Origin of the sequence: Bacteroides sp. An322, assembly GCF_002161765.1 — a bacterium.
GTDB lineage: Bacteria > Bacteroidota > Bacteroidia > Bacteroidales > Bacteroidaceae > Phocaeicola > Phocaeicola merdavium.
In genome coordinates this window covers 185,152-209,279 of the sequence record NZ_NFIN01000002.1, presented here as the reverse complement: position 1 = coordinate 209,279, position 24,128 = coordinate 185,152, and the positions used below count along the sequence as shown (strand labels likewise).

General features: G+C 41.9%; 19 protein-coding genes and 2 pseudogenes. 10 read left to right on the top strand and 11 right to left on the bottom strand.

Going from position 1 to position 24,128, the window contains the following annotated elements:
- Positions 1–3: 3 nt before the first annotated feature.
- From B5F91_RS01930 to B5F91_RS01920, 3 genes and pseudogenes are all read right to left on the bottom strand, one after another.
- Positions 4–774, bottom strand: a complete 771-nt coding sequence (locus B5F91_RS01930) for a DUF1295 domain-containing protein (RefSeq protein WP_087427413.1) — start codon at positions 772–774, stop codon at positions 4–6.
- Positions 775–862: 88 nt separating this feature from the next.
- Positions 863–2,026 (bottom strand): serine hydrolase, encoded by a 1,164-nt coding sequence (locus B5F91_RS01925; protein WP_087427444.1) that lies wholly within the window; start codon positions 2,024–2,026, stop codon positions 863–865.
- Positions 2,027–2,495: 469 nt separating this feature from the next.
- Positions 2,496–2,834 (bottom strand): annotated as a pseudogene (locus B5F91_RS01920) (DIP1984 family protein); the annotation flags it as partial.
- 334 nt (positions 2,835–3,168) lie between these two features.
- On the opposite strand from B5F91_RS01920, the gene B5F91_RS01915 reads away from it, so the two are divergent.
- From B5F91_RS01915 to B5F91_RS01885, 7 genes and pseudogenes are all read left to right on the top strand, one after another.
- The gene (locus B5F91_RS01915) at positions 3,169–3,888 is read left to right on the top strand and encodes an AAA family ATPase (protein ID WP_158099876.1); all 720 of its coding nucleotides are present in this window, start codon (positions 3,169–3,171) and stop codon (positions 3,886–3,888) included.
- 8 nt (positions 3,889–3,896) lie between these two features.
- Complete coding sequence (locus B5F91_RS01910; protein WP_087427410.1) at positions 3,897–4,745, top strand: DUF4435 domain-containing protein; 849 nt, start codon at positions 3,897–3,899, stop codon at positions 4,743–4,745.
- A gap of 99 nt (positions 4,746–4,844) precedes the next feature.
- Positions 4,845–5,993, top strand: coding sequence for a PD-(D/E)XK nuclease family protein (locus B5F91_RS01905; protein ID WP_087427409.1), 1,149 nt, complete (start codon positions 4,845–4,847; stop codon positions 5,991–5,993).
- A 9-nt stretch (positions 5,994–6,002) separates the two neighbouring features.
- Positions 6,003–6,602, top strand: a complete 600-nt coding sequence (locus tag B5F91_RS01900; RefSeq protein WP_087427408.1) for a metallophosphatase domain-containing protein — start codon at positions 6,003–6,005, stop codon at positions 6,600–6,602.
- A 222-nt stretch (positions 6,603–6,824) separates the two neighbouring features.
- Positions 6,825–7,013, top strand: coding sequence for a hypothetical protein (locus B5F91_RS01895; protein ID WP_087427407.1), 189 nt, complete (start codon positions 6,825–6,827; stop codon positions 7,011–7,013).
- Positions 7,014–7,257: 244 nt separating this feature from the next.
- On the top strand, positions 7,258–7,809 hold the full coding sequence (locus tag B5F91_RS01890; protein WP_087427406.1) for a 3'-5' exonuclease: 552 nt from the start codon (positions 7,258–7,260) through the stop codon (positions 7,807–7,809).
- Positions 7,810–7,936: 127 nt separating this feature from the next.
- A pseudogene (locus B5F91_RS01885) lies at positions 7,937–8,761 on the top strand (sialate O-acetylesterase); the annotation flags it as partial.
- 197 nt (positions 8,762–8,958) lie between these two features.
- On the opposite strand, the gene B5F91_RS01880 reads toward B5F91_RS01885, so the two are convergent.
- Positions 8,959–9,996, bottom strand: coding sequence for a bifunctional oligoribonuclease/PAP phosphatase NrnA (locus B5F91_RS01880; protein ID WP_087427404.1), 1,038 nt, complete (start codon positions 9,994–9,996; stop codon positions 8,959–8,961).
- A gap of 172 nt (positions 9,997–10,168) precedes the next feature.
- Complete coding sequence (gene pulA / locus B5F91_RS01875) at positions 10,169–12,163, bottom strand: type I pullulanase (RefSeq protein ID WP_087427403.1); 1,995 nt, start codon at positions 12,161–12,163, stop codon at positions 10,169–10,171.
- A gap of 403 nt (positions 12,164–12,566) precedes the next feature.
- Here pulA and B5F91_RS01870 point away from each other — a divergent pair, with 403 nt between their 5' ends.
- Together B5F91_RS01870 and B5F91_RS01865 are read left to right on the top strand one after the other, a co-directional pair.
- Positions 12,567–15,233, top strand: coding sequence for a 4-alpha-glucanotransferase (locus B5F91_RS01870; RefSeq protein ID WP_087427402.1), 2,667 nt, complete (start codon positions 12,567–12,569; stop codon positions 15,231–15,233).
- A 19-nt stretch (positions 15,234–15,252) separates the two neighbouring features.
- Positions 15,253–16,611, top strand: a complete 1,359-nt coding sequence (locus tag B5F91_RS01865) for an MFS transporter (RefSeq protein ID WP_087427401.1) — start codon at positions 15,253–15,255, stop codon at positions 16,609–16,611.
- Positions 16,612–16,683: 72 nt separating this feature from the next.
- Here the strand turns inward: B5F91_RS01865 and B5F91_RS01860 are convergent, their stop codons facing one another.
- The 4 genes from B5F91_RS01860 to B5F91_RS01845 form a co-directional block, all read right to left on the bottom strand.
- On the bottom strand, positions 16,684–18,660 hold the full coding sequence (locus tag B5F91_RS01860) for a ComEC/Rec2 family competence protein (protein WP_087427400.1): 1,977 nt from the start codon (positions 18,658–18,660) through the stop codon (positions 16,684–16,686).
- 1 nt (position 18,661) lies between these two features.
- Positions 18,662–19,324: a ribulose-phosphate 3-epimerase gene (rpe, locus tag B5F91_RS01855; RefSeq protein ID WP_162611689.1), complete on the bottom strand. Its 663-nt coding sequence runs from the start codon at positions 19,322–19,324 to the stop codon at positions 18,662–18,664.
- 74 nt (positions 19,325–19,398) lie between these two features.
- Positions 19,399–20,667, bottom strand: a complete 1,269-nt coding sequence (locus tag B5F91_RS01850) for an outer membrane beta-barrel protein (RefSeq protein ID WP_087427399.1) — start codon at positions 20,665–20,667, stop codon at positions 19,399–19,401.
- Complete coding sequence (locus tag B5F91_RS01845; RefSeq protein ID WP_162611690.1) at positions 20,664–21,215, bottom strand: sigma-70 family RNA polymerase sigma factor; 552 nt, start codon at positions 21,213–21,215, stop codon at positions 20,664–20,666. The genes B5F91_RS01850 and B5F91_RS01845 overlap by 4 nt, the downstream gene beginning before the upstream one ends.
- A gap of 155 nt (positions 21,216–21,370) precedes the next feature.
- On the opposite strand from B5F91_RS01845, the gene B5F91_RS01840 reads away from it, so the two are divergent.
- Positions 21,371–22,078, top strand: a complete 708-nt coding sequence (locus B5F91_RS01840) for a NigD-like C-terminal domain-containing protein (protein WP_087427397.1) — start codon at positions 21,371–21,373, stop codon at positions 22,076–22,078.
- Between the two features lie 4 nt (positions 22,079–22,082).
- Here the strand turns inward: B5F91_RS01840 and fmt are convergent, their stop codons facing one another.
- Together fmt and B5F91_RS01830 are read right to left on the bottom strand one after the other, a co-directional pair.
- Positions 22,083–23,054 (bottom strand): methionyl-tRNA formyltransferase, encoded by a 972-nt coding sequence (gene fmt, locus B5F91_RS01835; protein WP_087427396.1) that lies wholly within the window; start codon positions 23,052–23,054, stop codon positions 22,083–22,085.
- Between the two features lie 65 nt (positions 23,055–23,119).
- Positions 23,120–24,127 carry a virulence RhuM family protein gene (locus tag B5F91_RS01830; RefSeq protein WP_087427395.1) on the bottom strand — a complete coding sequence of 336 codons (1,008 nt, stop codon included), beginning with the start codon at positions 24,125–24,127 and terminating at the stop codon, positions 23,120–23,122.
- Between the last annotated feature and the right edge of the window lies 1 nt (position 24,128).

Genomic DNA, 24,128 nt, shown 5'->3' with positions numbered 1-24,128 from the left:
TTTTCAATATATATAAGGTATAATCCGTTTCCGTTTTCCTACAGCCTTCGTACCGAATTCATCACAATACCGATGATAAATGGCATTGGCACGTGGAACTAAATTGGCAGCCGTCCACCAGACAAACACCCATGCGGCAGGCGAAGCCGTGAGTACGGCAAATCCCGTCCATTCCACCAGTTCCCCGAAATAATTGGCAGAAGTAACATAGCGGTACATCCCCCTCTGCGGAAGATAATGACGAGTATCGCCGGGCTTACGCAACGTCCGAATCACATGGTCGGAGTGCAAGTTTATCCCCATTCCGATAAAAAACAAGAGAAGCCCGATGAGCGCATGCGGTTCCGACAAATAGCTCCATCCGATTCCGGTAGGTACATTCCCATTAAAATAAAAAAGACCTCCTGCCTGCATCATCCCGTTCAACACATTGAAGACGATACCCATCGCCATAATAGCCACCGGCATCTTGCTTTTCCCTTTCATCAGAAAAGGAAAAACAAACGAACGCTGGAAATAATGCAACAAGAAAAGCAACAGGAACAAGAACTGAGGCAACGCAACCCCTACCCCGCTACAAGCCCATAAGGCAAGCATCACAACAAACACAGGCGACTCCATCAGCACCCATGCCGCCTTGTTATTGATAGACCATCCCCACGAAGGTGTACGGAATATGCCATAACCGGCTTTTACAAAGTAAAGGGCAATAAATACAAGCAAGGCGATGCCCGACATTACCCACAAGAAAAGATGAAAAGTTTCCTGCTCCATGTCTTCAGATTTTTAAACGGCAATAAAGATACATCAAAACCACGAAATAAAGCACGGATTTACGGAAAAACCCACAAAATCATACAAATTAACCACCTGCCAATATCCTTCTCGCAATATCCAAATACCGGGTCATATCTACCGTGAAGGGGCCTTCGTAGACATCATGCCGCTTGCGCCCTAAGCGTACCACAATCGCGTCTTCCGATGGTATAGCGTAAATGTATTGCCCTAACATCCCCCTCATGCAAGGGATTGCCTCGCCATGGTAATGCATAATCCAGGTCTGCAAACCATAGTAATTAAGCGAATCCCTCCCCCATTGGTCTTTCAGGTAAGAAGCCGGACGGAGCATCTCGTCCATATAGGCTTGCGACACAAGCTGCTCCCCGTTCCAATTTCCACGATGCAGCATCAGCCTTCCGAAACGTGCCACATCACGGGCGGTCGTATGAAAACAACAAAACGCTTTCTCATCACCTCCCTCTTTATCCAATAACCAATAGGCATCCCGCTCCGCCTGCATCGGCTTCCATAACTTCTCTTCCGCATACCGGCTCAACGTCTCTCCCGTAGCCGTTTCAAGGACAAATGCCAAAAGTTGCGTTTCTCCGCTCCGATACGAGAATTGCACACCGGGGCGGTCTGTCACCTCCAGTCCGGTCACCAGCCGATACAAGTCATTCCCGTAATAACCATGCGTCATGACCGAAAAAAGCGAAGCATACGATTCGTCCCATGCCATACCTCCACTCATCGTAAGCAAATCCCGAACCGTAACATCCGCCTGCATACCTTTGGTATAAGAAGGGATGTAGCGCGAAACCTTATCGTCCAGACTATGTATCTTCCCCTCATCCAGCGCGATGCCGGTCAGAAGCCCCACTATCGTTTTCGTAGCCGAATACAGATTCGAGGTCAGCGTATCGTTCCACCCGTCCCGATAACTTTCGAACAAAATACTATCGTGCCGGATAACCAAGAAAGAAACGGTATGCAGGCTATCCAGGTAAGCCGAATCAGCCGGAAGGAGCCGATAGCGGTTATAGTTCTCCGCCCGCTCCCAATGCCAGACATCACCGGGATTATGATGCACCACGTTCCGGTGGAAAGTCTCCAAATCATCAATCACAGGCATCCAGTGCACCAAAGCCTGCCGGGCATAATAAGGCAAGGACATATAAACTACGGAAAGCAAAAGCACCGTCCCAATACTCCCACAAAGCCATTTCTTTTTCCTTGATAAAGACATACGCATATTGTTTTTAGATTTCCGCCAAAACGACAGAAAGATACTGTCAAAAAGACATACGGCTGCATCGCCCGACGCATACGGCTGCATCAGCCTTCTTACCCTGCTTCATCAGCCGATGCACCCTGCTTCGTTTATCTACACATTTAGCATTTCTGCAAATGTATGCATTTTTATCGGTTTCCACCACGGATTACACAGATTATTTCATTGACATGTACAAGACGAATGTGATTTCCCCTCATCCCACCCTCGTTCCTTATCAGAATAGTCGACGTATGGTAATGCGCTGTAATGCAACCTCTCTGGTGCATATGCACTTTGCGTTTGTGCGCTATGCTGGAAATGCACGATAACACGACCCGCAAATCACCTTTGCTCATAAGTTGTTTGTTTTTCTCTCTGTATCTTTCTCAAAAAGACAACAGAAGAACGCCGCCACTATTCGAATGAAACTACACCTGTTCTCTCAAATTAAATCTACCGTCCAGTTCAGACTTTGGAGTTTCAAGTCCAACTCCCTGAGCCGTTTGGCATAAGCGTCCATTTCTTTCCGGAATGCAGGCACATCAATCGTGCGTATGTACTTGATTTCATTCCGTCCGTAACGGTCATTCTCGATGACGTGGCTCAAGACATCGCGCATAACGGATATGCGCAACGTAAGGATGTCTTTCCGGGCAATCATCCGTGTCAATGTCTCCCCTTCATGCACGGTCTGCATGTTGGTATGGTTAATCCGATAGGTCAACTCCTCCAGTTGTGTCAGGCAATCGCCCAATTCCTTATACAAATCGTTTACGTCTTCGGCGGGCGTATTGTTCTATAATATCTGCGGAAAAAACTTTTTGTAGAAATTCAAAACTACCTCTTAAATGAAAGAACCGCGTGGCGCGATTACAAAGATTTTTGTCATAAGCTTGCCAATTACATATTTTATACTTACTTTTGTTCGAGTTTATTAAGAAACTGTCTTGCGTCGCGACTAAGTCAATATGCGTAAGAATTTGCCTAATTAAGACGATTACAAACGCTGAGGATATAGAACGCTATCTGAACGACTTACTCCAGCAATTGGAATGCCTGCTCATCGACCAAGACGAAGTGATGATTATGATAATAGTAATCAAAAAACAGAATATATGTCACTGTCAAGAATATCGGAAGTAAATATCGACCTTTGGGAAAAACAGAAGGTTCAGTTTCCGGCACATCCCGATGTCAACATTATTATGGGAGTGAATGGAAGTGGTAAAACCACATTTCTGAATAACCTCTACAAGTCATTGACGGCTGATAACAATAAACAAAATGGAGACATCGTTTATCTGCCTTCCATTGATAATATTTCAATGAGAGATAAGCGGAAGACTGCTACTGCATTAGCACAAGACCTGGAATATTTCATCTATGACATGAAAACCGGTCCTTCGCTAATGAGCCTTCGTATGTCCATGATAGATAGTTCTGCAAAAGAACAAGAAGATTTAAAAACACAGATTGCTGATTTTCAGAAAACAATTAATGACTTATTCGCTTTAACCAACAAACGGATAGAAATAGAGGGAAGCAAGTTCTCTGTAATCACGGATAACGGTACGTTACCTGTGGGAGCACTTTCTTCTGGAGAGATGCAAGTACTGTTGATTTTACTCCGTGTATTCTTATTAGGTCAACGTAAATCCATCGTTTTGATTGATGAACCGGAAAACTCACTGGATATAGATTGGCAATTTGAGCTCATCAACCTGTTAGTTCATTTCAATCCGAATGCACAGTTTTTCATTACGACTCATTCCCCCGCTCTGTTTGGAGATGGATGGGGTGATAAAGTCTGGTATATGGAACAAATCACAAAGTGACACGGCGTATGGAAAGAACCAATTGGATAGAGAAGCAAGCTAAGCTTTATCGGAACCTTGCCTTGACAGGACGTTACCAGGCAGTGGTACATTTGGAAGATAAAGAAGACGAGACCTTTTGGAATTACCAGCTTCAAAGTATCAAACCGGGACGTTACCGCTACCTGTATTTCAGCAAAAGCAATGACGGAAAGGATACACGCGGATGCGAGCAATGTCTGAAGTTCAGACCATACCTCACTACACGTTTTTTTATCTGCATAGACAGTGATTTACGCTTGTTAAGGGGCGAAACTGAACTTTCAGCAAAGAACTTCATAGCCCAAACATATACTTATTCTTGGGAGAATCACTTATGCGAGGCTTCTCATCTCAAAGAACGTATAAAGCAAGTACAAACGGAGACAGATTTTGATACACAGGCATTTCTGACATCGTTTTCAAGAATCGTTTATCAGCCGTTGTTGTATCTGATTCGATACAGTGCGGATTGTCACATCAATCAGCTGTGGAATGTATCAAAATTCAATGCTTGTATTCCCTTGCAGCCTAAACGTACTGATTTAGCTGATAACGGCAAAGAATATTTGAAAACCGTTCAATCTTTATTTGACACCGCCATAAGTGGACTGACTGAAGAACCGGCAAATGCAAATGGAACTTTGAACCCCCAAAATGCCTATTTGCATATTCAAGGCCACCAACTGTATAAACTGATGCTGCATATCGGAACTTTGCTATGCAAAGGAACAGGTATTGCTTTCAGGACAAACATACTTAATGAAGGATTGCATACCACAGGATATGACGAGATTGAAATGTTACAGCATGACTTAAAATCCATATTGAATAATTAACTCAAAAGAATAAGGAACAACCTATTTTAACACATCCATTTCTCATATATACTTGAGAATAACTACTTTTGCTTAGCCCTAATTTTATAACTAATATTTATGGATAATAGCTTACAAGAATTAAGTTCATGGCTTTCGGGGTGCAAGTATATCCCACCCAAGCGATCACGACAAAGAACCTTGCTGGATATTGCTGGCATTAATCATCGTGAAAATAGTTGGTCAGACATCTATGCTTATTTCTTCAATCCAAAAGAGAAACACAAACTTGGTCGTCTGTTTATTGACTCATTCAATGCCTTAATCGAACAAAAGTCTGGCTTAAAACCATTAAAATTAGAAAGTTTCACCATTACCCGTGAAAAAACAAACGATGATAAAAAACGAATAGATCTTTTAATCAAAAACGAAGAAGAAGCATTGATTATCGAAAATAAAGTTTATGCAGGAGTCTATAATGATCTTTCATCTTATTGGGAAAGTGTAAAAGTGCCTGAGATTAATAAAAGAGGAGTGATTTTGTCATTAGTACCAATAAAAAATACGAATATATTTATTAATATCACTCATAAAGAATTTGCTAATGAAATAATTAAAAACATCCCTACATATTTTCAATCTGCAGATTCAAAAAGTTTACTTCTTTTACAAGAATTTATCCAAAACATCTACAATGAAACATACGCCATGAACGAAGAAGAATTAAAGTTTTACTATCAAAATGAAAGTAATCGAATAAAGATTAACAGATTATCTGAAATTCACTCAAATGTGATTAATCATATCCGTAATTCCATAGAAGGTAAAGATAAGCAAGACAAAGAAAATATAAACACTCTGTTAAAAAATAGATGCTTATATTTAAGTGTTGAAGCTAAAGATAATAATCGCTTTACTTATTATTACTATAATGAATATTCAAGACAAATAATGCTGACTCTTAAATATGTCTCTCTATGGAATTATGAAGCCAATGGATGTCGTATTGATATGTATTTAGAAGTAAAAGGAGACATGCTGAAATTCGTTGAATCTCATAAAGATCTTTTAAAAGAAAAAGGCATTGTACCAGACGAACAATCAACACCTCAAAATTGGGGGTGGCATTTTCAAAAAAATACAATCCGATTTGAAACTGATGAATTATTAAATCAAGATAGTATCAGAGAAAAAATAATAAAAAGCATAATGGATTCTCAGCTCTATAGCAATGGCTTAAAAATCATTGAATGTTACCAAAATACATAAATTGAAGTTATGACCATTCTCCATCTTTCAGACACACATAACCAGCATCGGCAACTCACCGATTTGCCCAATGCAGATATCCTCATCCATTCCGGAGACTTCACCATAGTAGGTACGGAACAGGAAACGATAGATTTTCTCAATTGGTTTTGTGACTTACCTTATCGACACAAGATTTTCATTGCTGGCAATCACGACAATTGCCTATATGGCGCAACGTTATCCGGTTTGGATAAAAATTGCCACTATCTCTGCAATTCAAGCATCTGCATAGATGGCGTAAAATTCTACGGAATGCCCATGTTTGTAGAAGATGCCCTCGAAGGGAAAGATAAACATTATATCCAAGCCATTCTTACTGATACAAATGTCCTTATTACACATTGCCCTCCATTAGGCATCCTTGATTATGATGACAAGTATCATTACGGAAGTGATGATTTATGGCAGAAAGTCAATTCCATTAAACCTAAACTTCATCTGTTCGGACATATCCATTCTGATTATGGAACAATCGACCACGCCGACATTACTTTTTCCAATGCCAGCATAATGGACGAAGGGTATTTGTTACGGAAAGAGCGAATACACTTGCTCTATTTAGAATGATGAAAACAAGTGTTTCAAGTAATTCCAACTTTACCCAAACAAAAAATGCATATCCTAATAAAAATTTAACATTTAAAATGCAATTTCCATGATGTATGTGAGTATAATTCCCCAAAACTTAATTTAGCTGCCGTGATAAATCAATTCAAGAAAATAAATGTGTTTGGGAACATATCTCTGATACATATCAACTTAATGTTTAATTCCTTAAATTATTAAAATATGTCTTACGCATGGAAAGTAACGGTTAAGACTCCTTGGAAAAAATACGCTAAGGGGCTTTCAGTTCAAATTGTTATAAATTGTAACAGACCGACAAGTAAAGAAATTTTCGATGCTTTCAAAAATCAATTAGGCATTGAAAAAGAAAGTGGTGCAAATCCATCATTTGATATTAAGAAAATCAAATAATTGGTACTAAAGTCGTAATAATGACAGGATGTGTATTCTACACCCTGCCATTATTGAAAACTTATATATGAAAATAATAGATAAAATAATTGAGTCAATATCCAATTGTCTATCACTTATCTTAAAAAGACTCTGTATACCTCTTATGCTATCCACAAGTTAATAACAATTTTGCCGATTACAACGAAATGCGTAACTTTGTCGTTAATATGATGCGTTTTTACAAAAAGAAAGAGGATACCTCATGCAAGAAGTAAACTTTATAGCCATTGATTTTGAAACCGCTACGAGGAGACGGACTTCCATTTGCGAAGCGGGCATTTGTGTGGTACGTGATGGGAAGATTGCAGAAACTCGTTCGTGGCTGCTCCGTCCGGAAGGCAATTATTATAGTTATTGGAACATACAGATTCACGGGATACGTCCGAACGATACGGCAAATGCACCAGAATTTCCTGAAATATGGGCAAAAATAGCTGAATACTTGAAAGAGTGCCCTGTGCTCGTGGCACATAATGCCGCTTTCGATATCGGATGCATCCGCCATTCATTGGAGTTTTATAATATCGAAAAACCGGACATCACATATTATTGCTCGCTCCGTGCTGCCCGAAAGCTTTATAACTTTGATTGCAATAAACTGGATTACCTCTGCAATCAATTCGAAATACCTTACGGACTACACCATCGTGCGGGAGACGATGCCGAAATGTGCGCACGCTTGTTTCTGAGAGAGATTCGGGATGCGGCAAAATGCAATCACGAGAATATGGATTTCTGTAACGGGAAATTATAATGATATACTACACAAATAAATACCCCTCATAAACAAACTTTTATGATGAATATTTCACCAAAAAACAAAAAATCTTTTAACTTTGCTCGTGGTTAGTATAAGTAAACATTTTAAACTAATAATTACCATGAGAAAAATACTTTTATTTTTAGGATTGATGCTGACGGTTCTGTCTGCATCTGCCCGCGACAAGAATTTCTACATCTATCTCTGTTTCGGTCAATCGAACATGGAAGGCAATGCCCGGTTTGAACCGCAAGACACATGTAATGCAAGCGACCGATTTTTAGTAATGTCCGCCGTAGATTGCCCCGACTTAGGACGTGAAAAAGGGAAATGGTATCGTGCCGTTCCTCCCTTATGCCGATGCTATACGGGACTGACTCCAGCCGATTATTTCGGACGTACATTAATAAAGAACCTGCCCGAGAAAGTACGTGTAGGCATTATCCATGTAGCTATCGGCGGATGCCGCATCGAACTGTTCGATGAAGACAAATACCAAGACTATGTAGCTTCATCGCCCGATTGGTTGCAGAATATGGTAAAAGAATACGACGGGAATCCATACGCACGTCTGGTAGAACTAGCTAAACTGGCACAAAAAGACGGAGTTATCAAAGGCATCCTCTTACATCAAGGCGAATCAAATACCGGTGACCCGGAATGGCCCAACAAAGTGAAACTGGTTTATGAAAGACTGCTTTCCGACCTGAACTTAAAAGCCAAGAACGTGCCGTTATTGGCTGGAGAAACGGTCAATGCCGACCAACACGGAAAATGCGCCTCAATGAATGCCATTATCGACACATTGCCTCGTACTATCCCTACGGCTCATGTCATTTCCTCTGCAGGATGTCCTGCAGCCAAAGATAGCCTGCATTTTACAGCACAAGGTTATCGGATGTTGGGCACACGCTACGGCATGAAAATGCTGGAACTGTTGGGTAAAAGCAAGCCAACTGATAAAACAATACCTAATTCTGCTTCCAGCCCCCAAACTGGAAATACCTATACCGCAACCAAAACTGAAAAGGAATAGATATTCAACTTCCTAATGGTAAATAATAAAAAAGAGTCTGCCTCCAAAATAAAATCTGATATTACTTTGAAGGCAGACTCTTTTTTTATCGTTTAAAACATGAAAAATCAATTTTTCAATAATAAATCTTCATACTTCACCAAAGCTTGCTTAAATAACTGGATAGCCTCGTCCATTGTGCCATAATACTCTCCGCCCGAAGCATTCAGGTGACCTCCGCCATTAAAGAACTCAGACGCAACCTTATTGCAAGGGAAAGCCCCTACCGAACGAAGGGAAATCTTTATCATATCTTTCTCGGTATCTTCACGCAAGAAAGCTGAAAAACAAATATTCTTTATCTGCAACGGAATGTTGACAAAGCCTTCCGTATCTCCCTTCACATAACGGAACTTGTTTTGCTCGTTCTTAGTCAAAGTAATCAGTGCGGAACGGAATTGCGGAAAGACCTGCATCTTGTCGTACAATACATAGCCCATCAGACGCAAACGATCTTCGGAATACGTATTAAACACTTTACGGTATATTTCATCCTTATCAATGCCTTTCGACAACAATTCGCTGATAATGAAATAAATCTCCTGATTATTCGAATTGTACGTAAATCCGCCTGTATCGGTCATCATACCTGTATAGATACACTCGGCACCCTCTTTAGTTATATCCTCGAAACACCCCATGCGGCAAATCAAACGGAAAACCAATTCAGAGGTAGAAGATATTTCCGGATGCGAAATAACTACCTGACAAAAATCTTCCGGATTGAGATGATGGTCTATCAGGATTTTCTTTGCCTTGGCTTCAGCCACCGGCTTAGCTACAGCATCAATGCGTGACAACGCATTAAAATCGAGGCAACAAATCACATCGGCTTCTGCAATCAGCTTATCGGCAAATTCTCCGTACTTATCATAACGAATCACATCTTTCGCTCCGGGCATCCAACGCAAAAAATCAGGAAAAGCATTCGGCACAATCACATGCACGTCCTTATCCTGAGTTTCCAAGAAATGAGATAAGCCCAATGAAGAGCCTATCGCATCGCCATCGGGCGACACATGAGATACGATGATTATCTTATCGGCATGCTCGAAAAACTTAGCTGCCTTATCAATATTAGCTTGAAGAATAATTTTTGATAACATAAATCATAGTTTAAGTTGAGAATGCAAAGATACGGACTGAAACGCAAAGGCGCAAAAACACGGAGAATTATTTCTTTATGTTTTAGAAGAAACGCAGATTTCCTCAGATTATCTTTAGTTTAATCTGCGAAAATCTGCGTTAATCTGCATTTCTAAACAATTTCTTCACTTATCAGCGATGCAGAATCAACGCCGAACGTGCACCTACATTTACTTTTCCGCCTTGCATCGTACCTAAGCCTTTATCCGGATTGATAAGTCCGTCACGGCATACCACTTGCCAAGTGCCTGCCGGCAAGTCTACAGACACAGCTCTATCGCGTGCATTCAATATCACCGTTATATCGGTCCATGCATCTCCATTAGGTTGCCCTTTCAAACGGAAAGCAACCACATTATCTTCGGTTACAGGCAAGAACTCCAAATACTTACGCACCGCATCCGCATCTCCCATGCGGAAAGCAGGATGAGCACGACGCATAGCAATCAGCCCACTTACATAATCGAATATATCCCGGTTCTGTTTTTTAAGTTCCCAACGGATGGCATTGATTTCATCCGGACTATTGAATGAATTATGAACTCCTTGCTTATCACGCATCACTTCATCGCCTGCAAAAATAAAAGGCACGCCTTGTGAAGTCAAAACAGCGGTCAATGCTAATTTATGCAAATCCTTACGCACGTTTACCGAAGCATCCGGCATAGTAGCTTTCAGTCTGTCTGCCAAGCACATATCGTCATGACAACTTACATAACTAATGAACTGAGTAGGCTGCAAAGCCCAAAACTTAGGCACTTTATGACCACCTTCTCCATTGACCTGCGGATGCTCGACACCACCTGCGATACCGAAACGGATGCCTGCCTCGTGTCCTTTATATCCGGCAAGGAAAGCACCTTGAGCATCATTAGCGAAAGGTCCGCGCAAACTATCCCGGAACTCATCACTAAATGCAGCTATACGCGACAAGCGGTCTATGTTGTTCTTCATCGCCAACGAATCCATAGGCAATTGAGGTGCACCGGCTGCCCAGCCTTCACCATATATATAAATGGTAGGGTCTATCTCGTCTAACACTTTACGGATAGCACGCATAGTTTCCAAATCATGAATACCCATCAAATCGAAACGAAAACCGTCTACATGGTATTCCTCTACCCAATATTTCACGCTTTCTACCATAAATTTGCGTACCATTGCCCGTTCGGAAGCGGTTTCATTGCCACAAGCCGAAGCATTGGCAAACCCTCCTTCCGGATTCTGACGATAGAAATAACCGGGAACGGTACGCTCAAAATTACCCCCATCAGTGATTGCGGTATGATTATACACCACGTCCATCACAACACGGATGCCTGCCTCATGCAATGCCATGACCATTTGTTTAAATTCACGGATACGTACATCTGGAGTATAAGGGTCGGTAGAATAAGAGCCATCGGGCACATTGTAGTTCTTCGGGTCATATCCCCAATTGTATTGAGGCGTATCCAACTTGGTTTCATCTACCGATGAATAATCAAAGGAAGGTAGAATATGTACATGCGTCACGCCTAATTCTTTCAAATGGTCGATACCTGTCTTTTGCCCGCGTACCGTCTTTGTTCCTTCTTCTGTCAACGCCAAGAACTTACCGCGATGCGTAATACCCGACAACGAATCAATTGAAAAATCACGATGATGCATTTCATAAAGCACGATATCTGCAAAACTCTTTAACTCAGGACGCACATCTTGTTCCCACCCTTCCGGGTCAGTCGCTTTTAAATCAATAATTGCACCTCGATTGCCATTGACACCGACTGCTTTTGCCCATACACCCGGAGTATCGCCCAACCAATTTCCTTTCACCTTTACATCGAATGTATAAAATTGTCCGTTGAGGTCTCCATCGACTGATGTACGCCACAATCCGTCTTCGGCAGCCTTCATCGGCAATGTTTGAGTAGGCTCACCTCCTACTCCTTTAGTATAAAGTTTCAAATTCACCTCTTCTGCCGTAGGAGCCCAAAGAGCAAACTGAGTCGCTTCGGGAGTATAAACCATTTCCTCCCAATCTCCTTCCACTACAGGATAATTGTCATACGAATCATAATCACGCTGCATCGGCTGGCATCCCATTGCCGCCACAAACGGCAAAACGAATAAATGTCTTAATTTCATGGTACTTGTATTTAGTTTATTAAAGATTTTTGTCAAAGATACCTTTTTCTATTACAAACCCAGTGGAATTGAAAAAAAAATAGAAACCACCTATATTTTTATCTCATTATAAATCAATGGGAAAGCCGTATTGGAAAAACCTTTTTATAGAACTTTTCAACGAATGATTCCAACTTTAGAAATATACGATTTCGAATGCTTAAAAACTCCATATCTAGAGTTCTGTCTTTATTATAAGGCTACAATAGAATTATATTTTAATGACCTTTAAATGGGTCTACAACTATCTGTAAGCATGATTTATGGTTATATTTATTTATATTTTCATTATGTAAGCTAATGCAGCCAATTACTCTAGTTATCTTTGCGTATTATTAATTCTAATACCATAACATCACTGATTATGATTATAACTTTTCGAATCCAGTATCGCACGACATGGGGTGAAAACCTCTGTGTCTGCATTAACGAAGAAAACATTGTAAAATTATTTACTGTAGACGGGTATCATTGGCAAGGACAAACCGATTATCACCCCAACCCTTCTGTCTCTTTCATCACCTACCGCTATGAAGTACATCGCGAAGGCCGTTGCATCCGGAAAGAATTCGGAATCTTTCCCCACCAATTCTATTTGCCGGCAGGCGATGATACTCATTATTTAATACAAGACAACTGGCGTGACCTGCCGGCTGCATCTTATCGGTTCAGTTCGGCTTTCTGTCCTACGACCTCGCATTGTTCAGAGTCTTTTCCTCAAGCTTCAAGCAACACCCGTATCATATTCCGTGCCTTATGTCCAATGAACGGAAAAGAAGAACGGATATTAGGCATTACCGGAAACTGTAACACGTTAGGCAAATGGGGAGAAATCGCCCTGCTCCGTATGTTTGAAATACGACCCAACGTTTGGCAACTGACTCTAGATGGCGCCACACTCCCTCCTGACTTTGATTATAAATATGTAGCTATTGACCCTAAAAACGGTACCGTCATCGAATGGGAAGCACATGAGAACCGCCATATAACGCCTCCCTCACTACAACCTGGAGAAACTTATATTGCACCGGAAGAAGAAATATTCTTTGCCAGCGAACAATATAAAGTGGCAGGAAGTGCCATTCCGGTATTCTCGCTCCGCTCAGAAGGAAGTTATGGCGTAGGTGATTTCGGAGACCTCAAGACCTTCATCCATTGGGCAGCCGACACACACCAGCATGCCGTACAAATACTTCCTATCAACGATACGACCATGACGGGTACATGGACCGACTCTTATCCGTATAGCAGCATTTCAATCTATGCTTTCCATCCCATGTTTGCGGACTTACGCCAGCTCCCTGCCCTACATGATAAAGAAGCTGCCGCTACTTTCGAACAAAAACGCATAGAACTGAATGCCTTGCCTCAAGTTGACTATGAAGCCGTCAACCATTGGAAACGCGCCTACCTGAAAGCGGTTTTCTTACAAGAACAAGAAACATTCCTTTCCTCCGAAGGGTATCAAGCTTTCTATCAGGAAAATGCAGAATGGCTTCGTCCGTATGCCGCCTTCTGTTATTTACGTGACCGCTTCCAAACACCTGATTTTCATCAATGGCAAACATATAGTACATACCGTTCTGAATTTGCAGAACAATTGTGCTCTCCAGAAAATGAGGCATATACTGAAACTTCATTCCATTGTTTTGTGCAATACCTGCTTCACATCCAACTACTTGAAGCATGCAATTACGGACGAGAGCAAGGGGTTATTGTCAAAGGTGACATTCCTATCGGCATCAGCCGTACCAGTGTAGAAGCCTGGGTTGAACCTTATTATTTCAACATGAATGGTCAAGCCGGAGCTCCACCCGATGCATTCTCTACTAAAGGACAAAACTGGGTCTTGCCGACTTACAACTGGGAAGTGATGGAAAAGGATAACTACCAATGGTGGCAACGCCGTTTCCGCAAAATGGCAAACTATTTTACAGCTTACCGCATTGACCATATTTTAGGTTTCTTCCGCATTTGGGAAATACCGACCCATTCTGTGCATGGATTGTTAGGACAATTTGTACCGGCATTGCCTATGAGTGTAGAAGAAATCGAAAGCTACGGATTGCATTTCCAAAAAGAATTCATGACCCGTCCGTTCATTAACGATGCCATGTTAGACAGCATGTTCGGAGAAAAAAGTCAGGAAGTCCGGAATACGTTCGTTCAACATTCACATCATGACATCTACACCTTACGCCCGGAATTTGATACCCAACGCAAGATAGAGGCTTACTTTACCCAAACTGGAAAACCGGACAACGACCTGAAAGAAGGATTGTATGCATTGGTCAGCAATGTATTGTTCATCCCCGATAGGGATAATCCAGATATGTATCATCCGCGCATTGCCGTGCAAAATGACTTTATCTACCGTCAATTAAGCCAACAAGAAAAAGACGCATTCAACCGCCTGTATAACGATTATTATTACCGTCGGCACAATGAATTCTGGTATCATGAAGCTATGAAGAAACTGCCTATCCTCACACAAGCCACCTCGATGTTGGTATGTGGTGAAGACTTGGGTATGGTACCCGACTGCGTGCCTTGGGTTATGGAACAACTTCAGATTCTTTCACTCGAAATCCAGCGGATGCCAAAGAATCCGGCACATGAGTTCGGTCATGTATATGCCTATCCGTTCCGTTCGGTATGCACCATTGGCACACACGATATGTCTACGTTCCGTGGCTGGTGGGAAGAAGACCGCGACATAGCTGCCCGTTTCTTCTATCACGAACTCGGACATTGGGGAGAATTGCCCGAACATGCGCCAGGTTGGTTATGCGAAGACGTTATCCGCCGACACCTGTACAGCCCTTCTATGCTGTGTATCTTGACATGGCAAGACTGGACTTCTATGGATGAGGCCTTACGCAATCCGGATATTGCTATCGAACGGATTAATGTGCCTGCTAACCCCAAACATTATTGGCGCTGGCGTATGCACATCACATTGGAAAACCTAATGAAACAAGACGCATTCAACAATAAAATCCGCTGGATGATAGACGAATGCGGAAGATAACCCATTAACATAAAAGACCATGAAAGAAATACCTAACCTAAGTTTTTGGAAACTGTGGGACATCAGTTTCGGATTTTTCGGCGTACAGATAGCTTACGCCCTGCAAAGCGCTAACATCAGCCGTATCTTCTCCACTTTGGGAGCAGACCCGCATAGTTTGAGTTACTTTTGGATACTTCCTCCTTTGGCTGGCATTATCGTACAGCCACTCATCGGCATGTTCAGTGACCGTACTTGGTGCCGCTTCGGACGCCGTATTCCTTATCTATTCATCGGAGCACTTATCGCCGTACTCGTAATGTGTATGCTGCCTAACGCCGGAAGTTTCGGAATGAGCGTGTCAGAAGCTATGATTTTCGGACTTATCTCGCTTATGCTACTTGATACCTCTATCAATATTGCCATGCAACCCTTTAAAATGATGGTGGGCGACATGGTAAACGAAAAGCAAAAAGGACTGGCTTACGCTATCCAAAGTTTCCTGTGCAACGCCGGAAGCCTTGCCGGTTATCTTTTCCCATTTATCTTTGCGGCTATCGGCATCAGCAATATTGCCCCCAAAGGCGTAATACCCGATTCGGTTATCTATTCATTCTATGTAGGAGCAGCTATCTTGATATTGTGCGTTATCTACACGACAATAAAAGTGAAAGAATATCCTCCCCAACTTTATGCCGAATACCATGGCATCACGAACAAGGAGAAAGAAGAAAAAGTAAATGTCTTCAAATTGCTGGTCAATGCACCGAAAGCTTTCTGGACTGTAGGACTGGTGCAATTCTTCTGCTGGGCAGCCTTTATGTTCATGTGGACTTATACCAACGGGACGGTAGCCGCTAACGTGTTCGGGACACCTTCTATTGAAATTGTAAAAGACGGAGTGACAAACTTAGTGCTTAACACCCAATCGCCCGAATACCAAGATGCCAGCAACTGGGTAGGTATTCTCTTTGCCGTACAAGCAATTGGGTCAGTTATTTGGGCTGCCATATTGCCTTCGTTCAAGAACCGCAAGTTGGTCTACTCGCTTAGTCTGATATTAGGCGGCATCGGTTTTATTTCGACTTTCTTTATCCATAACCAATATGCTTTATTCGTTTCCTTCTTATTAATCGGTTGTGCTTGGACAGCAATGTTGGCTTTGCCGTTCACAATCCTGACCAACTCATTAAGCGGCGGACACATGGGGACTTATTTGGGATTATTCAATGGTACCATTTGCGTACCTCAAATTATAGCTGCCGCTACAGGCGGACAAATCCTTCATCTCTTCACTCGCGAAGGCAGCGTTCCTCCAGAAGTCAACATGTTGGTACTTGCCGGCATCTTGCTCCTTATCGGCGCTTGCTGTGTAGGCATTATTAAAGAAAAGAAATAACTTATATCCATCGGCAATCGCAGCCGGGTCCATCGGCATACGGACCCAGGTTCGATTGCCGATGGACTTAACTTAATTTTTCGGCGTATGATCAATGTTGCGAAGTATTGTCGAATAAGTACCCGTCTCTGCAATATCACTATAAGCCAAGCCTAATGACTTGCATTCTTGTTTCAAACGTTCCCGGTAAGCATCACCCAACGAACCGTCGAATATCACATATTGAATCTGAAACAAATCAGCCAATCCCGCCATTGTACCACTAAAGCCTTTACATATATACACATAATCTATGTGAAGTCGTTCATCCGATTGCTTATTTTTCCAACGGGAATCATTAGCCAATGCAACTTGTAAATTTTGTATCCGATAAAGATTGGTTTCAGAAAATAATTGTGAAACATCCCTATCTCGTTTAGTATAAATGCCTGAACGGGTAAAATACAAATAATCATCAGTTGGACTCAAATGTTCTATCCAAAACATTACCAACAATACATTCAAAGAACACAACATCCAAACCAACCTACGGGCAGAACGGCGTGAAACATAAAACACCGCCAAAACCAAAAACAAAGCAAATATCCATGCTTGCAAAGGAGAAAAATAAATAGAAGTTATTTGAGAGCCAGCCAAGCCTTGTACCCACTCCATTATACCGTTCAACAATTCAACCGAAATACTTAATCCTTTTACTAACCAAGGTATTGCCCCACAAAGCAAACAAACAAGTGCTAAACCCAAAATAACAATCGATAAAGGAGTGACCACTAAATTAGCAAGCAAAAAATAAGTAGGGAAAGTACCGAAATAACACAAAATAAAAGGCAAAGTTCCCAACTGAGCAGCCATAGACAATGCCATAGATTTCCAAATATAATCAAGCAATTTCCAACGAAAATGAAACAGTTTTTCAATAAATGGATATATCAACAAAAGAGACACTACTGCAATAAAAGACAATTGGAAACTGACATCAAACAAATACAAAGGCTGATATACCAACATCAGAAAAGCCGCCAATGATACCGAAAACACCCCGGCAAACCTGCTTTCTGTGAAAACCGATGCCACGGCACACAACGAATACATGACTACAGCCCGTATTACCGAAGGGCTTAACCCGGAAAGGAAAGCAAAACTCCATAGAAATACTACTATGAAAAGACTGATAACCCACTTACCACCAGGCAAATAACGGATCGGATAAAACAACCATGACAAGATTAACGCAAGAATGACAATGTGCATCCCCGAAAGTGCCAAGATATGGCTGGTTCCAGCTGCGGTATAACTGTCTTTCAATTCACGTGTCAATTCACTCTTATCCCCTACAGTCAATGCTGAAACTACAGCTTGTACATCATCATCCAATCCCCATGAACGATATGTATCAACAATTTTCTCCCGATAAAGCAATGCCTTTTGCCTGAAAGACAACGGATTTGTACGCTCCAGCTTATACCAATTCCCTGAAAAAGCGACCGCTGTGCCTCCAATTCCCTGCCGCTCCAAATACAATCCATAATCAAATCCTGAGAAATCCACATCCGAGACCGGACGACTGACACTTGCTTCAAAACAAACCCGATCTCCACACGACAAATCTCCTTGCACAGAATCAGGCATCCAATACAATACAATTTTACGGTTTACCGGATACCAAACACTATCGGATAAATTCTTTGTCCATTCCACTTCTACGATGGATTGCATGGTTTTAGGTTTTGGATGAGGCACATCAAGTATCGTTCCCACATAGACATTACGTCCTTCCGCCCAGTCAAAACGTACTTCTTCACGATTTGCCAAATACAAAATGCCTCCTAATAATGCGACATTTATATAAATCCCGCATCCGAAAAACATACGCCAACGATAACGGTTTAACGGATAACACGCAACGGAGAAGAAAAAAGTAACAATCCATGCCCCTATGAGCCATGCCAAATACGCCGCATCTGGAAACAACCAATCGGATATCAAAATTCCGGCTGCCAGCGAAATGGTCAGCCGGAACAACGGATAAGATGTAAAAAGAGAAAGCAACTCAACGACCCGCTATTTTCAACTGGTGAATCATCTCTCCCATATCAGGTGCCTTAAACACGGCACTTCCTGCCACCAAGACATCCGCCCCGGCTTTTGCCAACCGGGCTCCAGTTTCCTGATTCACGCCACCGTCTACTTCAATCAACGCATGAGAACCGGTACGTTCTATCAATTCACGCAAAGCACGAACTTTATCTATCGTATGCTCAATGAATTTCTGTCCGCCAAATCCGGGATTCACACTCATCAACAATACCATATCAACATCCCTTATAATATCTTCCAACAAAAAAACAGGAGTCGAAGGATTCAAAGTCACACCTGCCTTCATTCCTGCATCCTTAATTTGCTGTATCACACGATGCAAATGCACACACGCTTCATAATGCACATTCATCATCATAGCACCCAAATCTTTTACCTCATGAATAAACTTTTCAGGCTGTACAATCATTAAATGTACATCAAGAGGTTTCTCGCAAAGTTTTGCCACATATTTCAAAACCGGAAACCCAAACGAAATATTTGGCACAAACACACCGTCCATAATGTCGATATGCAACCAGTCTGCTTCACTCTTATTTATTTTTCCAAGTTCACGTTCCAAGTTGCCAAAATCAGCGGCAAGGAGCGAAGGCGATATTTTCAATTCTTTTTCCATGGCAATGTTATTACTAAATGAATAACAAATATAAGGATAAACATTCACATTTCAAAACAATGTGTCTTGAAACTTTATCTGCCAAAGCTAAAACGTAAACCTACTTGCAAATTAAAATTAAGCGGATGCTCTTTCCGAATGGTTTCCACCCCGCTGTCATCATCAAAATAATATACGATTCCCGGCTCTGCATACAAGCCTATCTGCTTTGTAAAATTTACCTGCACACCAGCCGATGCCACAACAGACCATTGCAATGCATCAATATCCAGAGAATGATGTTCCGTCTCCTGCATAGCCATTCCATTTACATATACTACATCTTGACTGGCTGAAACACATTTCTCTACCATACCTCCGGCTGATGCATAAAATGAAACCCAACGGCTATCGAACAAAGACCGATGCAATTTCAACGGAATCCCTATATAGTGCAATTCCTGTTCCTCTTCCAGATAAGCATCGGCACCAGAACGCAAATCAGACGAAAGCATCGTATAGTTTACCCCTGTCTCTAATGTCCAACGAGGAGCAAAATTCCACGTAAAAGACGCCCCTACTGTAACCGGCATTTTATGATGTACTTCGGTCTTCGAGATCTGGTCCCGATTATTCAACAACATCTGATTATAAGCTGAATAATTTCCGTCATTAGGCGCTAAAACCACATCAGCCATTGTTACCCGCGAATGTTGCAGCCCCAAACTCCCTACTCCGTTAAACGAGTTTGACGAACTGAATGGGGTATTGCCTGTATTTACCCCGACCGACCAGGAACGGGATTTCCGCTCCTGTCTTTCCGCCAACATTGCCCGATTGCGCTGCATCCGCTTCCGGTCTTCCATACGGCGAGACTGATATAAAACCGCTTCTTCCTCCGAACGGTCTTGTACATCTTCGACATTCGTTTTTTCTTCTTCCATATCTCTGCTTTCGGCTACAACGCCCATACGAAGCATCGCCGGTTGTCCCTGCTGCTCTGGATATTCCGTAACCGAAGCCAACAACACCTTTTCCGGCATCTTCTTCACCAAAGGCAACTCTGCAACCGAAGGCTGCGGTTTTTCGTCAGGCATAAACGGTATATGATTTTTTTCCGCAACCAAAGGCACTGAATAATATGAATCATCCGGCATTTGGCTTACCAACCAAAAGGTCAGGAAAGAAACAGCAACAGCCAATGCTGCAGCCGCTACGGCAAAACGCCGTGTCCTCCACATCGGAATAACCCGAGGAGGTGACATTTCCGTTTCCAGTCTTTCCCATAATCCATCTGGCAAAGGCTCGGAATATCCTTTCATTCTGTCACGCAAATACGCTTCCCATTTTTCTTTATCCTTCATTGCGATTCCTTCTTTCTGTATTCATTAATTTTCTTTATCAACAAACTTTTTGCCCGATAGAATTGAGACGATGATGTCCGTTCTGTTATCCCCAATATCGAAGAGATTTCTTTATGGCTCTTGTCTTCAAACACATACAGATTAAATACGGTCCGATAACCTTCAGGCAACTCACGGATCATCTGCATCAATACCGCTTGCGGAATTTTATCAAGACTATTATCATCCGTATCAGGCACATCCGGTATTTCATCCAACAAAACTTCTTGCTGAACCTGGGCATTCCGCTTCCGTAGAAAACCCAATGCCTCATTAACCATTACCCGTGAAAGCCAAGCCTTAAGCGAGCCTGACCCTTGATAAGTAAATTGTTTAATCGACTCGAATATATGCAAAAAGCCATCATGCAGCACGTCTTCCGCTGTATCTCTGTCGCCTGTATAACGAAGACAAATAGCCATCAGTGCACCGCCATACCGCTCGTAAAGCACACGGCGTGCATTCATATCTTCGCGCTTACATCGAAACGCCAATTCTTCTTCTGATATGTCTGCTTTTAACTGCATTTCCACTTATGAAATGAAATCCGTACCCAAATACTGCATCTCTTTACTTAAAAATCTCAGTTAAATTGTTTTAACATAACAGGATGCAGTAACTTCCGGCATTCTTCATTTAATTGACAAACAAAATACAGATTTATATGAAAATAATACATTATTTATACGCAATCCTTACTATTCTCTTACTCATGTTGCTTCCTTCATGTACATTAACGGAAGATGATACAGAGGATCAATTATACGGTGCTGCAGGCACTTTTTCAACCTTAGGTACAGTGATAATGAATGGAGAAAACCTATTTATCGAATCCGACTTATATGGAACATTGACACCTGAAAATCCGGAAACAATCACTTCCATTGATGCCGATTCTACCGGACAGCGCATATTGGCAGGGTTCATCTTCTTAACCAATCCCAATGCTCGGACTGCCATAGAAAACCGCCCTGTCCGAATTGTTGACTTCTTATATAAGGTACAAACCCTTCCGGCATCCGACTTACGCGATGCAGGTGAAGATATTTTCGGAAACAGTCCCTTACAAATATCCGATGTAACACTCAGCAAAAACCACCTCAACATCCAATATTCGTATAAAGGGAGCGCACAACACCCACACCGTTTCAACTTAATATTGACCAGTCAAAGCACAATAGATGCCAACGGCTTGCTCCCTGTAGAATTCAGACATGATGCATGTAACGATTCATCCGGTCAAACCATGGAGTCTATCGTATCATTTACTTTAGAAAGTATTCCCGAATGCCAATTGCCCGGCTTTAAAGGCTTCCGCATCATTTATAATAGCGGAGCCAATAGCCAAGCGGAATGGAAAGCCTTTAAATAATCCTTTATTTTAATATCGCTTTCTCCGAATACCGGTATCCGCGCAAGAAATCAGTTACATTCATCCGCTTCTTTCCGGCAAGTTGAACCGATAATAAATGCACAAAGCCATCGGTTGAAGCCACCTTGAAATAGGTTTTCTTATCGGTCAATATCGTTCCGGGCGCAAATGTGTGTTCCACGAATTCTTTCGAAGACTCGTATATCTTCATGGTTACAGGAGATGAATCCGGCTCACACAATTCGGTCCATGCGGCAGGATAAGGCGACAAGCCACGGATAAAGTCATAAACCGGCTTTACGCCTTTCGTCCAATCAATGCGGCATGTATCCTTGAATATCTTCGGAGCCGGGCGCAAAGGCTCTGTACTTGATAACGTTTCCTGAGGAATCGTCTTCACATTTCCTGCAAGAATCGCATCTACCGTCTTCAATACCAAATCTCCTCCTAACATCATCAAGCGATCATACACAACGCCTACATTATCAGTATCGGCTATAGGCACACGCACTTGGTCGATAATCTCTCCCGTATCAATTTCATGCTTCAAAAAGAATGTTGTAATACCCGTCTCTGTATCTCCATTGATTACCGCCCAATTGATAGGGGCAGCCCCCCGGTATTGAGGCAAAAGTGAAGCATGAAGATTGAATGTTCCCAAACGGGGCATCTGCCAAACCGCTTCGGGCAACATCCGGAAAGCGACTACAATCTGAAGGTCTGCCCGCAAGGCACGCAATTCTTCCAAGAAAGCTTCATCCTTCAATTTCTCCGGCTGGAGCACTTTCAATCCCTGAGATACGGCGTATGCCTTCACCGGGCTGGGTTGGAGTACACTCCCATGACGCCCCATCGGCTTATCGGGCATCGTAATGACCCCCACGACATTATATCCGCCTTCCACTAACCTCTTCAAACTCTCTACGGCAAACTCAGGAGTTCCCATATATACAATACGCAAGTCTTTCTTTTCCATATTACTTTCTTGTTTATGTTTTTCTCTCACCACAGATTACATGGATTAAATTACTCTAACTAACCCTATTCTATCTTCCGTCCTCTAATTTCTGACTCTAAATCACGTAATTCATCTTTTTCTTGTTTATCAGTCTCTTGAGCAGCATATAAAATCCGGCGTTGATTGAATTCCTCATACACACCATCCACAAAATTCTTCATCTGCGCATTCGAAATAGAACCAATACCTTTTAAGACATCTTTATTTTGAAAACTAAGCAAAGCGTCAACGTTATTCCGCCAAAAATCCAATGTCAAGTCTTTACGCTCTTTCACACGTAATTCCGCCGAATCAAGAAACAAAACCGTTAATCGATTCAACATATCAATCTCATCATTCAGAAGATAATTTTTAGCTATATAAATATCTTGTTTACGCACAATATTGCCTTTCCACGATGTAAGAGCCATATTGGGCTGAGAAGCATCGGCGCGGCTCATAATAATTTCAGCAGCAGTCTTATGAGTTACCGCATAAAGCAACTTGTTCTGAGTCTCTGCAAAGAACATTTGTGTCGCTTTATCTGTCTTATCATAATCGCTGCTCAATGCCAATAAATCACGAATTTTCTGATAAAACCGCTTCTCACTGGCACGAATATCACGAATGCGTTCTAATAATTCATCGAAATAATCAGGTCGCCCATCCGGATTCTTCAAACGTTCATCATCAATCGCAAATCCTTTGACCATATATTCTTTCAGATTACGATTTGCCCAAATTCGGAATTGAGTACCTCGCTTACTTCGCACCCTAAAGCCTATCGCCAATATCATGTCAAGAGAATAAAAAGTTACATTGTATTTCTTCCCATCTGAAGCAGTAGTTAAGTAATCCTTAACAACTAAATCCGATTGTAACTCCCCTTCTTTCAATATATTAGATATATGCATACTGATATTTGGCACAGAGGTGGCAAAAAGTTCCGCTAATTGGTTTTGGCTCATCCAAATGTTGCCATCCTTAGCATACAGAACCACCTTTGCTTTTCCGTCTTCCGTATTATATATAATAATATTATTCTGCTCCATA

Coding starts and splice junctions, on each gene's coding strand:
- B5F91_RS01930 (WP_087427413.1), bottom strand. CDS start 774: ATGGAGCAGGAAACTTTTCATCTTTTCTTGTGGGTAATGTCGGGCATC.
- B5F91_RS01925 (WP_087427444.1), bottom strand. CDS start 2,026: ATGTCTTTATCAAGGAAAAAGAAATGGCTTTGTGGGAGTATTGGGACG.
- B5F91_RS01915 (WP_158099876.1), top strand. CDS start 3,169: ATGTCACTGTCAAGAATATCGGAAGTAAATATCGACCTTTGGGAAAAA.
- B5F91_RS01910 (WP_087427410.1), top strand. CDS start 3,897: ATGGAAAGAACCAATTGGATAGAGAAGCAAGCTAAGCTTTATCGGAAC.
- B5F91_RS01905 (WP_087427409.1), top strand. CDS start 4,845: ATGGATAATAGCTTACAAGAATTAAGTTCATGGCTTTCGGGGTGCAAG.
- B5F91_RS01900 (WP_087427408.1), top strand. CDS start 6,003: ATGACCATTCTCCATCTTTCAGACACACATAACCAGCATCGGCAACTC.
- B5F91_RS01895 (WP_087427407.1), top strand. CDS start 6,825: ATGTCTTACGCATGGAAAGTAACGGTTAAGACTCCTTGGAAAAAATAC.
- B5F91_RS01890 (WP_087427406.1), top strand. CDS start 7,258: ATGCAAGAAGTAAACTTTATAGCCATTGATTTTGAAACCGCTACGAGG.
- B5F91_RS01880 (WP_087427404.1), bottom strand. CDS start 9,996: ATGTTATCAAAAATTATTCTTCAAGCTAATATTGATAAGGCAGCTAAG.
- pulA (WP_087427403.1), bottom strand. CDS start 12,163: ATGAAATTAAGACATTTATTCGTTTTGCCGTTTGTGGCGGCAATGGGA.
- B5F91_RS01870 (WP_087427402.1), top strand. CDS start 12,567: ATGATTATAACTTTTCGAATCCAGTATCGCACGACATGGGGTGAAAAC.
- B5F91_RS01865 (WP_087427401.1), top strand. CDS start 15,253: ATGAAAGAAATACCTAACCTAAGTTTTTGGAAACTGTGGGACATCAGT.
- rpe (WP_162611689.1), bottom strand. CDS start 19,324: ATGGAAAAAGAATTGAAAATATCGCCTTCGCTCCTTGCCGCTGATTTT.
- B5F91_RS01850 (WP_087427399.1), bottom strand. CDS start 20,667: ATGAAGGATAAAGAAAAATGGGAAGCGTATTTGCGTGACAGAATGAAA.
- B5F91_RS01840 (WP_087427397.1), top strand. CDS start 21,371: ATGAAAATAATACATTATTTATACGCAATCCTTACTATTCTCTTACTC.
- fmt (WP_087427396.1), bottom strand. CDS start 23,054: ATGGAAAAGAAAGACTTGCGTATTGTATATATGGGAACTCCTGAGTTT.
- B5F91_RS01830 (WP_087427395.1), bottom strand. CDS start 24,127: ATGGAGCAGAATAATATTATTATATATAATACGGAAGACGGAAAAGCA.